The organism is Mucilaginibacter sp. McL0603 (assembly GCF_049992945.1).
Taxonomy (GTDB): Bacteria; Bacteroidota; Bacteroidia; order Sphingobacteriales; family Sphingobacteriaceae; genus Mucilaginibacter.
On sequence record NZ_CP188251.1, the window covers coordinates 1032511 to 1044672 of the forward strand.

Annotated in this window: 10 protein-coding genes; 8 read left to right on the forward strand and 2 right to left on the reverse strand. The window is 44.9% G+C overall.

Annotated elements, in window-relative coordinates; all coding sequences use genetic code 11:
* Positions 1-6: 6 nt before the first annotated feature.
* The 5 genes from ACPPVU_RS04780 (at position 7) to ACPPVU_RS04800 (ending at position 6479) form a co-directional block, all read left to right on the forward strand.
* On the forward strand, positions 7-1491 hold the full coding sequence (locus tag ACPPVU_RS04780) for a RagB/SusD family nutrient uptake outer membrane protein (RefSeq protein WP_426670559.1): 1485 nt from the start codon (positions 7-9) through the stop codon (positions 1489-1491).
* A 19-nt stretch (positions 1492-1510) separates the two neighbouring features.
* Positions 1511-2374: a LamG-like jellyroll fold domain-containing protein gene (locus tag ACPPVU_RS04785; RefSeq protein WP_426670560.1), complete on the forward strand. Its 864-nt coding sequence runs from the start codon at positions 1511-1513 to the stop codon at positions 2372-2374.
* Between the two features lie 108 nt (positions 2375-2482).
* Positions 2483-4150 (forward strand): glucoamylase family protein, encoded by a 1668-nt coding sequence (locus ACPPVU_RS04790; protein ID WP_426670561.1) that lies wholly within the window; start codon positions 2483-2485, stop codon positions 4148-4150.
* A 20-nt stretch (positions 4151-4170) separates the two neighbouring features.
* On the forward strand, positions 4171-5523 hold the full coding sequence (locus ACPPVU_RS04795; protein ID WP_426670562.1) for a glucoamylase family protein: 1353 nt from the start codon (positions 4171-4173) through the stop codon (positions 5521-5523).
* Between the two features lie 158 nt (positions 5524-5681).
* Entirely contained in the window at positions 5682-6479 is a 798-nt protein-coding gene (locus tag ACPPVU_RS04800; protein WP_426670563.1) for a prolyl oligopeptidase family serine peptidase, read from the forward strand.
* Positions 6480-6586: 107 nt separating this feature from the next.
* Here the strand turns inward: ACPPVU_RS04800 and ACPPVU_RS04805 are convergent, their stop codons facing one another.
* Positions 6587-6976, reverse strand: coding sequence for a GIY-YIG nuclease family protein (locus tag ACPPVU_RS04805; protein WP_426670564.1), 390 nt, complete (start codon positions 6974-6976; stop codon positions 6587-6589).
* Between the two features lie 102 nt (positions 6977-7078).
* Here ACPPVU_RS04805 and ACPPVU_RS04810 point away from each other — a divergent pair, with 102 nt between their 5' ends.
* The 3 genes from ACPPVU_RS04810 (at position 7079) to ACPPVU_RS04820 (ending at position 11348) form a co-directional block, all read left to right on the forward strand.
* Positions 7079-9373 (forward strand): GH92 family glycosyl hydrolase, encoded by a 2295-nt coding sequence (locus tag ACPPVU_RS04810; protein WP_426670565.1) that lies wholly within the window; start codon positions 7079-7081, stop codon positions 9371-9373.
* A gap of 37 nt (positions 9374-9410) precedes the next feature.
* On the forward strand, positions 9411-9746 hold the full coding sequence (locus ACPPVU_RS04815; RefSeq protein ID WP_426670566.1) for a hypothetical protein: 336 nt from the start codon (positions 9411-9413) through the stop codon (positions 9744-9746).
* Positions 9747-9959: 213 nt separating this feature from the next.
* Positions 9960-11348, forward strand: a complete 1389-nt coding sequence (locus tag ACPPVU_RS04820) for an alpha-L-fucosidase (protein ID WP_426670567.1) — start codon at positions 9960-9962, stop codon at positions 11346-11348.
* Positions 11349-11567: 219 nt separating this feature from the next.
* On the opposite strand, the gene ACPPVU_RS04825 is transcribed toward ACPPVU_RS04820, so the two are convergent.
* On the reverse strand, positions 11568-12131 hold the full coding sequence (locus ACPPVU_RS04825) for an RNA polymerase sigma factor (protein ID WP_426670568.1): 564 nt from the start codon (positions 12129-12131) through the stop codon (positions 11568-11570).
* Between the last annotated feature and the right edge of the window lie 31 nt (positions 12132-12162).

Here is a 12162-nt window from a genome sequence, read left to right on the forward strand (position 1 = left end):
AAGATCATGTTAAGTAAAAGAAATAATTCTTCTCATTTTGTAGGCATAGCGTGTGCAGCTGTGCTGATGATACTTGCGGGAGGATGTAAAAAGAGCTTTTTAGATTCTCAGCCGCAAGGACAGCTTCCGGCTACGCAGTTATATGTTAATGCTGCAGGTGCAGAACAGGGGATCAATGCTATTTACGCGTTGGATCGCGATTTTAATCATACAGCATTTCCTGCCCTGGCTATCGAAAGTATGGGTGGCGATGAAGTAGAAAAAGGAAGTACTCCGGGCGATTCATCGCCAATGGGTTTGTACCATACCTTTACTCAAACCGGTGACGAAGCCGGCTTTGACGATCCGTTCTGGTCGGGACAATACCAGTCTATCAGTTTAGCTAACCAGGCAATAGACAGTATTCCTAAGATTAATATGGATGCGTCATTAAAGGCCCGTTATATAGCTGAAGCTAAATTTTTAAGGGCATACAGCTATTTTAGGCTGGCAAGGGCCTATGGCGATGTTCCATTAAGATTGCATTATCCAAAATCTGCCGCAGATTTTAACATACCCCGTACGGCAAGGGCACAGATATATGCCCAGGTTGAACAGGATTTGACAGACGCAGCTTCAATATTACCGCAATCTTACAGCGGTGCCGATGTTGGCCGTGCCACTAAAGGTGCAGCACTGTCATTACATGCAAAAGTAGCAATGTACCAAGGCAAATGGGGCGATGTACTAACCTATACTAATGCTGTTATCGCTTTGGGGCAATATTCATTGTTCCCTAATTTTGAAAAATCTTTCCGTGAAGAAAATGAAAACAACCCGGAAGAGATATTTGAGATACAATGCCCTAACGATGCCAGTAACCCAGCGGCGGCCACGAGCCAGTTTTCGCAGGTACAAGGCGTAGCTCCCGCAGCAGGCTGGGGCTTTAATATACCTACACCGGCATTAGTAGCGGCTTTTGAGGCAGGTGATCCAAGGCTTGCAGGTACAATTCTTTTTGCCGGTGGCACCTCTGCCGAAGGGGACGCTATACCAACCGGGCAGGTGGACCTTATGTATAACTACAAATCTTATGTTCCATTCAGCGAGCCTATTTTAAACGGTACCCCCGGCGCAGGGCAGGATGTACGTGTAATTCGTTATTCAGACGTATTACTGATGAATGCCGAAGCTGCAAATCAGGCCGGTAATACTACTTTGGCATTGGCTTCTTTAGAAAAAGTTAGGGCACGTGCACGTGCAGGCAATAACACCATACTGCCTCCGGTGACAACTACTGATAAAACTGCATTGCAAACAGCGATATGGCACGAACGCCAGGTAGAGCTGGCTATGGAAAGCGATCGCTTCTTCGACGTTGTTCGCCAGGGACGTGCAGGTACAGTATTTGCCGACAGGAATTTTAAGGTTGGCAAAAATGAGCTTCAGCCTATACCAACCTCTGAGATATTGAAGAGCGGTGGTTTATTGAAACAAAATCCGGGTTATTAATCATCAATAATTTATTATCATGAAAAAATTATTTAGTATATATACAATAGCCCTTTTGATAACGAGCATAGGGCTTTCATCCTGCGTAAAGAAATTTGATCCAAAAAGTTATGCGCCGCCTTTAAATATCAACGGGTATACCAGTGCCAACCAGATAGCACCATCAAACTTAGTGGCACGCTGGGGCTTTAACGGGAATCTTACCGATTCGTTAGCAACCGCTACCAGCACTACAGCTGTAGGCACAAGTTATTCAGCCGGATTATTAGGTCAGGCTTTACAGGGAGCCAGTAGTGCCTATGCGTTATCCGATGTGCCTCCAGCGGTGCAAAACTTACATAGCTTCACCTTTAGTGTTTGGGTTAATATGCCCCAAAATACTAATGGAGCAGTAGGATTAATGGATATTGCCAACGACCAAAGCGGTGGCCCCGGATTTTGGGGTAGCATGGCTATATTTTTTGATAATGGAGGTACAGCAAATACTGGTGTATTGAAAGTTCATGCCTTTAATGTTGCCGGCAGCCCTACCGGGATAGATGGCTGGCTGGGAGGCTATACCGTTAACAATCCATGGGGCGGTTGGATAAATGTGTCCGTTACTTATGATGACACCACTTCTACTTTTGTGGTTTATTATAACGGGGGATCAGTAGGGACAAGTACGGTTACGGGTTTTGCGCCGCTTAATTGGACGGCTGCTAAAAAAATGGTGTTCGGTACACTGCAATTCCAAACTACACCATCTTTAACAGCCAATACAGGTGCTCAGGATTGGGCCAGTTACCAGGTAGGCGCAACAGATGAAGTAAGAATTTATAATCGCGCTTTAACGGGCGTTGAAGTAAGCTCATTGGTGGCGCTTCAACGCCGCGGAAAATAATTTAGTTGAATTGATTTAGGTTGAGGTTGTTTGCCCGCCTGGTAGCGGGCAGCAACCTTTTTTTTTGCCGGTTTGTAATATGAATTTTATAATATGATGCTTGAGGGGATGAGAAATCTGAGATATTGTTGGGCTATAGTACTGCTTTTTTGCTTATATGCTTGTTCTAAAGAAAAACCTGCACCGCCAACCCCGCCACCTGTAGGGCCTTCTTCGTTCGCGTTCAACGGGTTAAAGGTAAATGGGGTATCCAACGGTTTCAGCTATGTTAATGTGAATCCGCAACCGGTAATTAAGATAGCTTTCTCCGCAGCCGTAAATACAACATCGGTAGCAAATAGTGTTACCTTCAGCAGTAAGGCAGGTGCTGCGGTTGCTTATGCTGCTACTTATGAGAATCACGACAGCACCCTGGTGATCACCCCATCAGCATTGCAAGCTATTACCCAATATACACTGGCGGTATCAACCAATTTAAAATCATCAACTAACGGAAGCCTGCAAAGCACAGTAAATGTGCAGTTAACTACTGCTGTTGATACTACCAATAAGTTCCCGCTAATATCTGATAATGCCTTACTCGACCTGGTACAAAAACAAACCTTTAAATACTTCTGGGATTTTGGGCACCCGACCAGTGGCCTGGCACGAGAGCGCAATACTTCGGGGGATATCGTGACAACAGGTGGCTCAGGCTTTGGCATAATGGCCATTGTAGCAGCTGTTAACCGCCAGTTTATTACCCGGGCCGATGGCTTGGCGCGCATGCAAAAGATCGTAGGTTTTTTAAAAACAGCACAAACCTTTCACGGAGCCTTTCCTCATTGGATGAACGGTGTAACTGGTGTTGTTGTGCCATTTAGTACACAAGATGATGGCGCCGACCTGGTTGAAACTTCTTATTTGATGGAAGGCTTGTTAACCGCACGCCAATACTTTAATGCAGCGAGTACTAATGAAACTACCCTGAGAGCTGATATCAACACACTATGGAACGCGGTAGAATGGGATTGGTTCCGACAAAACGGGCAAAATACATTATACTGGCACTGGAGTCCCGATTATGGATGGTCAACAAATATGCAGGTAAATGGCTGGGATGAAGCGCTAATCACCTATGTAATGGCTGCTTCATCAACCACGCACCCCATAACCAAGGCTGTTTATGATAATGGATGGGCGCTTAACGGTGGTATAAAAAATGGCAATACTTATTATGGTGTACAATTACCTCTTGGCCCGGCTGACGGTGGTCCGCTGTTTTTTGCCCATTATTCGTTCCTCGGTATCAATCCAAACGGGCTGACTGATACCTACGCAAGTTACGATGTGCAGAACAAGGCTCACGCCATGATCAACTATAACTATTGCGTAGCAAACCCCAATAATAATAACGGCTACAGCAGCAATTGTTGGGGCTTAACCGCTAGTGATATTGCAAATGGCTATACTGCCAGTTCGCCTACTAATGATGTTGGCGTTATAGCACCAACTGCGGCTATCTCATCATTGCCGTACACGCCTACACAATCTATGGCAGCGCTCCGCTTCTTTTATTACAAGCTGGGCGATAAAATGTGGGGGCAATACGGATTTTATGATTCCTTTAATCTGACCAATCCGTGGTTTGCCAATTCAACACTGGCTATCGACCAGGGACCGATCATCGACATGATAGAAAACTACCGTAGCGGCTTACTCTGGAACTTATTTATGAGCTGCCCCGAGGTAAAAACAGGTATGAAGAATTTAGGCTTTCAAAGCCCTAATTTATAATAATTTAAAACTGATATTAAATGAGATCCTTTTTAATAGCAATTCTACTAAGCTCAACAACGCTTTTGGGCTTTGCTCAAAATACCCCCAAAACAGCCGAAGACGGCATCAAACCCGTTGGCATCATCAAAGGCTTAACTGATAGTGCCCTGCTGGATGTGGTGCAGCGACAAACATTCCGCTATTTCTGGGACTTTGGTTACCCTACCAGCGGCCTGGCACGTGAGCGCAGCAACGTAGCTTATGATTATGGCAATGAGGTAGTAACAACCGGCGGCTCGGGCTTTGGGATAATGGCTTTGATCGTTGCAGATCACCGTAAATTTATCAGCCATGAGCAGGCCGTGAACCGTATGCTTAAGATAGCGGATTTCTTATATCATGCTGATGCTTTCCACGGCGTTTTTCCGCATTGGATGAATGGCGAAACCGGCAAGGTTATCCGTTTTGGCCGTAAGGATGATGGCGGTGACCTGGTAGAAACATCCTACCTGTTTGAGGGCCTGCTTTGCGCCAGACAATATTTTACCGGCAACAATCCGAAAGAAAGACATATCCGCGACGAGATCAACTGGATGTGGGGCGAGATAGAATGGAACTGGTATACCCAGGGGGGCAGGGATAACCTGTACTGGCATTGGTCGCCAAATAATGGATGGGTGATGAATTTCCCTATCCGTGGCTTTAATGAGTGTATGATCACGTACATACTGGCCGAATCAGCAGATCGTTATCCTGTACCTGCAAGTGTATACCACGGCGGCTGGGCGCAAAGCGATTTCTTTAAGAACGGCAAAACCTTTTATGGTTTTAAACTGCCATTAGGGTTTGATTACGGTGGCCCATTGTTCTTCTCACAATATTCATTTATGGGGCTTGACCCAAGAGGCTTAAAAGACCAATACGCCGATTACTGGGAGCAGAATAAAAACCATACACTGATTAACCATGCTTATTGTGTGGATAATCCCAAGCACTTTAAAGGCTACGGAGAAAATTGCTGGGGACTAACCGCCAGTGATAACTTTGAAGGCTACAACGCCCACTCCCCAACCAACGATCTGGGTGTAATCACCCCGACAGCGGCTTTATCAGCATTCCCTTATACGCCCGAATACTCGATGAAGGCATTGCGCCATTTTTATTACGACCTGGGCGATAAGATTTGGGGCGATTATGGTTTTACCGACGCCTTTAGCGAATCGCATAACTGGTACGGCAAATCATACCTGGCAATTGACCAGGGGCCTATCGTAGTAATGATAGAGAATTACCGCAGCGGTTTGCTCTGGAAACTGTTTATGAGCTGCCCCGAAATACAGCATGGATTGAAAAAATTAAATTTCCAAAGTCCGGCTTTTGCTAAAAATTAAGATCATGAAAGATAACTCTGTGTGCCTTTGTGTTGATTCTCTGTGAGCTTTGTGGTTAGATTTTCACCACAGAGGACACAAAGTTTTAACAAAGATTCACAGAGCAAACACCATGTTAAATGATAATTTACATTATTATTGTATTTTAACATTTACCAATGAAAGCAATCAAGATATTTTTAACAGGAATGCTGGGCCTTTGCCTGGCATTCCCTGCTTTTTCACAAACGCCTGATCTGTCTAAATTCGATCATGGTAGTTATATCAATAAGAACGATACACTTCCTTACCGTATCCTGTTCCCCCAAAATTTCGACCCAGCAAAAAAATACGCGGTGATATTGGTGCTGCATGGCGCAGGCGAACGCGGTAATAATAATGAAGCGCAAATAGTTTACGGTCCCAAGCTTTTTTTAAATGATACCATCCGTGCAAAATACCCAGCTATAGTGATCTTCCCTCAATGTCCTGCCAATGGCTGGTGGAGCAATACGAAGATCACCCAGAATGCCGCCGGCAAACCCATTTTCAATTTTGTTGAAGGCGGCGATCCTACAGCAGCCATGAAGAGTCTTTTAGGTTTAATAACTGCATTTCTGGATAAGCCTTATGTAGATAAGCACCACATGTATGTTGGCGGCCTGTCAATGGGTGGCATGGGAACGTTCGAATTGTTAAGGCGCAGACCTGATCTTTTCGCGGCGGCCTTTGCTATTTGTGGTGGCGACAATACCCGGAACGCACACATTTACGCTAAAAAAACACCGATGTGGATATTCCACGGTGCTAAAGATAGCGTGGTACCGGTTGACCATTCCTTAGTAATGGTTGAGGCAATCAAAGCCGCAGGTGGCAATCCCAAACTAACCATCTACCCCAACGACGACCACAACAGCTGGAACGACGCCTTCGCCGAACCAGATCTGATACCGTGGTTGTTTTCGCATAAGAGATAAAACTCAATAGCCACCATGTCATTGCGAACGTAGTGTGGCAATCGCAAACTTTGCCTATCCGCCCTGTATAGTCCGCGATTGCTTTGTTCCTTACAGCAATGACATGGTTAATCATACCAATCAGCACTCAAATCATTCCATAGAGGATTTTCAACAGTAATTAAATCAATTTTCTTTTGTCTTGAACCCGCTTTAAGTTGCTTTTCTCTGGCTATAGCATCTTGTATCCATTGATATTCTTCGTAATAAACCAATTTATTACATTCATATTTTGCCGTGAAACCTTTATAGATTTTGTGTTCAGATACTCTGTTTTGAAGATCATTAGTTACACCAACATATAACACAGTATTCGATTTATTAGTAAGAATATAGACATAGTACAGGTGTATCTTCATCCACCTAAAATAATAATTATTGTCATTGCGAACGTAGTGTGGCAATCGCAGACCATGCTTCTTCGCCCTGTATAGTTCGCGATTGCTTCGTTCCAGCAATGACATGTGATATACTGTTACACGTGTTACGGCAGATTACCCACAAGTAACAAATCCACCATTAATCTCGATAATATTGCAATCGTGATTATATTTGGCGTAATGAAACGCCTATTTTTCTCAATAATAGTCGCCCTGCCTGTTCTGGCTATGGCGCAAAGCAAAAATACTTCTGATAAGCTGGTCCAATATGTGCACCCCATCATCGGTACGCAGCGCATGGGACATGTGTATCCCGGTGCTACGGTGCCTTTCGGTATGGTGCAGCTGAGCCCCGAAACGGATACCGCCGGTTACGAACTAAACGGGAAATACAATCCCGACGTGTATAAATACTGCGCCGGTTACCAGTATGATGATAAAACCATCGTCGGCTTTAGTCATACCCATTTCAGCGGGACAGGTCACTCGGATTTAGGCGATTTTTTGATCATGCCTACCATCGGCACATTAAAACTGAACCCCGGTACGGCAGACAAGCCGGGCAGCGGTTACCGTTCAGGTTTCTCGCACGCCAATGAAGTAAGCGAGGCCAACTACTACAAAGTAAAACTGGACGCCAGCAACATCACCGCCGAAATGACCACCACCACGAGGGTTGGTTTTCATCAATATACTTTCCCAAAATCGGATAGTGCGCATATCATCCTCGACCTAATGGCAGGCATCTACAACTATCCAGATAAAAACGTGTGGACGTACCTGCGGGTAGTTAACGACTCGACGGTTATTGGCTACCGCTCTACCAATGGCTGGGCACGCACCCGTACGCTGTATTTCGCGATGAAGTTCAGCAAGCCGTTCATCGCCCATGGCTATAAAAATTATTCGAAAAGAGAAGTGTACGGCGGTTTCTGGGGACAGTTTAATCGTACGCCAAACTTCCCCGAGATAGCGGGTCGACAGATAAAAGCTTATTTCGATTTCAAGACCAATGAGGGTGAGAAGATAAAAATAAAAATGGCTTTGTCACCGGTAAGCATGGCGGGCGCAATGGCCAACATGCAGGCCGAAGCACCGGGATGGGATTTTGAAAAAGTGAAAGCCGACGGACAAGCACAATGGGAAACCGAACTGCACAAGATCGTGATCGATGCCAGCAAAACCGACAAGGAAAACTTTTATACCTCGATGTATCACGCCATGGTCAACCCAACAGTTTATATGGACGTGGACGGGCAATACAAGGGCCTTGACCAGAACGTGCACAAAGCAGAAGGCTTTACCAACTATACCACCTTTTCACTTTGGGATACGCACCGTGCGCTGCACCCGCTGTTCAATATCATCGAGCCAAAACGCAATGCGGACATGGTACAAAGCATGATCGCCCATTACGAACAAAGTCCGGAACATATGCTGCCGATATGGAGCAACTCGGCCAACGAGAACTGGTGCATGAGCGGTTACCACTCCGTATCTGTACTGGCGGATGCTGTGGTAAAAGGTAATGCACCTTTTGATGCCAACAAAGCGTTGGAAGCTTGTGTAACCACCGCCCGTCACCGCGATTATGCCGGTATTGGCTATTATATGGATATGGGTTACATTCCTGACGAAAAGAATGGCAACTCGGTGTCCTCCACAGAAGAATATGCTTATGACGACTGGTGCATAGCCCAAATGGCAAAAAAGCTGGGTAAACAGGATATTTATAATGAGTTCATCAAACGCTCACAAAACTGGAAGAATGTTTACGATCCCAAGAGCGGCTTTATGCATCCTAAGCTGTTGGATGGCACATTCCGTACGAAGTTTGATCCATTTACTACCATCGGGCAGGGCTTTATTGAAGGCAACGCCTGGAACTATACCTTATATGTACCGCATGATGTAGACGGACTGATCAAAGTAATGGGCGGCAACAAGCGTTTTGTTACTTATGTAGATTCTTTATTCAGCTATGAGCTGCCTGATAAATACTTCGCCGAAACAGAAGACATCACCCGCGACGGCATCATCGGCAACTACGTGCACGGCAACGAGCCATCCCACCACGTAGCCTACCTGTACGACTGGACCGACAAGCCCTGGAAAACACAGGAAAAAATAAGAATGATACTGCCCCGCATGTACAAACCAACTCCTGATGGTCTCGGTGGCAATGATGATACCGGCCAAATGAGCGCCTGGTATATTTTCAGCGTGATGGGATTTTACCCGGTAGCCCCGGCATCAGATCAGTACGCAATTGGTAGTCCGGCGGTAAATAAAGCGGTGATCAACCTGGATAACGGGAAAACCTTTACTATCAACGTAAAAAATCAGGGCGATAAGAATGTGTATATCCAGAAAATCGAATTAAACGGCAAACCGTTGAATGGGTTGTTCATCACGCATGAAGATATTATGAATGGCGGGGAGATGGTGTTTTATATGTCGGCGAAGCATAAGTAGGTGTTCGTGCTGCTGACTTGATGTAGTGGTTCGGACAATGCTCCGTCCCGCTCATGGCCGCGGAGGCCTGGTTACTTTTGTCGCCACTAAAGTAACCAAAAAGGCTGTCAGCAGAAATGCTTCTTTGCCGCACAGGCCTTTCCCCTGCAAATCAGCCAAAACCACGGGCTGCAAAATGTTGCCCCACTGCGCCTGCCTGCCGGTAGGCAGGTTCGCGCCAGGCCAATGCTTCGACAACTATTGCTATGCCCTTCCTGCGCTCAGGGCCACCATTGTTTTGCCTGATTTCATCCGAAGCTGTTCTGCTGACGGGGAAAATTTCAAGTTTATTGGTTCTATAAATGAACCCAAAAACAGGAGAGCGTTGGGCTGACAGAAAAGCGGGCCGGGTGTATGGCGGGAATGACGGTTTAGCTTTTTCGCGTGATGCGAAGAATGAGCATCCAGAAAAGCGTTAAGAACCGGCAGGGCGGGTTGAAGCTTTTTTCTGTCTTGACTTTTTGGTTACTTTTGGGTCAAGCCAAAAGTAACTAGGCCTCCGCGGCCATGAGCGGGACGAATATGAATTGAACCACTAAATACACTTATGAAATATAACCTCAGATATCTGCTATTAGCTTTCCTTTCCCTTACTTGTTTCACCGCTAACGCCCAGCAAAAACCCTTAGCACAATTGCAGCAGCAATTTGTTGACTTGCGTTTCGGGATGTTCATCCATTTCAATATCCCAACCTATATGAACCAGGATTGGGCCGATCCGGAAGCGAAACCGAATATCTTCAACCCAACAAAACTGGATTGCGACCAATGGGCAAAGGCAGCCAAATCAGCCAACATGACTTATGGCTGTTTAACCACTAAACACCACAGTGGCTTCTGCATTTGGGATACCAAAACCACGGATTATAATGTGATGAACAGTCCCTATAAAAAGGATGTGGTAAGGCAGTTTGTTGACGCGTTCAGAAAGAATGGCTTAAAAGTGATGCTGTATTATTCTATACTGGATACGCACCATAAGCTCAGGCCAAATTCTATTACCCCTGCAGATATAAAAATGATCAAAGGGCAACTAACAGAACTACTAACTAATTACGGCCCTATCGAAGCTTTAATTATAGATGGCTGGGATGCGCCTTGGTCGAGGATATCTTATGACGACGTTCCTTTTGAGGAAATCTATCATTTAGTAAAATCATTACAGCCCAACTGTGTGATGATGGACCTGAACGGTGCCAAATATCCAGCTGAAGGCATGTACTATACCGATATCAAAACTTATGAGATGGGTGCCGGGCAGCGGGTATCAAAAGAAACCAATACCATGCCGTCATTAGCTTGCTTGCCAATCCAAAAGAGCTGGTTCTGGAAAAACACATTCCCCACAGAGCCAACAAAGGATCCGTTTAAATTGGTGAACGACGACATCGTCCCCCTCAATAATGCAAACGTTAATTTTATCCTCAACGTGGCACCAAACCGGGAAGGATTGTTTGATGATAATGCGCTGGCATCATTAAAAAAGATAGGGGAGTTATGGAAAAATGCCGGTTCGGAAGCTACGTTGCCCCTTTTGGATGCACCCATTATATCGCACAACCTGGCTAAGCATCAGCCAAGCAATTCAAGTTGGAGCGATGATATGAACATCATGGATTTTGCTAATGACGATGATTTTACCACTTCGTGGATATCAAATACCACGGTAGACAAGCCCTGGTACGAGATCGATTTTAAAACAGAAACAGCATTCAACGCCATTGCCATAGCCGAAGAAAAACCTAACATCAGCAAATACGTGCTGGAATATTACCACAGCGGCGCATGGAAACCGGTATTCGACGGCGAGAACGCTAAAAAAGTAAAAGTAAACCATTTTGACCGGGTAACCGGAACTAAAGTAAGGGTGCGGATACTCAAATCAGATCACCAGGCATCCATAGCGGAGTTTGAGGTGTATGATGAGAAGAGGTAAAAGCCTCACCTAAATCCTCTCCAAAGGAGAGGACTTTAAAAAAATACAGCAAAAAATAAGTCCCGTCTTTTGGATGGGACTTTTGCGTTTGAAGATATATGATGGAATCCCAACTGTGTCGGGATGTTTATTTCTTTTTAAAAGGATTAAAATAGGCGATTATACTAAAACCCATAGTTACTACAAAGAATATGATCACCCACATATTTCAGCGCTTAATTATCCTGCCATATGATATTGTTCGTTCGTAGTTAGCTGCATTAATTTATCTTTCAGGATGTTACGCGCACGGTAAAGTGTAGTGCGTGATAATAATTCGGTAATGCCCAATTTATTGCCGATCTCCTGGTGTGAATATCCCTCAACCGCATACATATTAAACACTGAACGATAAACCTGTGGCAATTGCTGAACCAGTTTTAACAGATCCTTCAATTCAAGATTATTAGCATTTTGAGTGGCTGAGGTATGAATAGGGTTTTCAGACATATCCTCAACCAATACCATTGGTTTTAATTTACGATAGCGCGAAATAGCGGTATGCACCATAATGCGGCGGATCCAGCCTTCCAGGTTACCATCGCCACGGTATTTATGTACATTGTTAAACATTTTGATAAAGCCTTCTTGTAATATATCCTGGGCTTCGTCCCGGTCATTTGCGTAGCGCATGCAAACAGCCATCATTTTTGGAGCTAAGGTTTTGTATAATAGTTCCTGTTGTTTGCGATCGTTTTGCAGGCATCCTTCCCACATCCGGTTCAAATTTGTATCAGTATTCATGGCATTGTGATTTGATAGATCTATGCCAAAC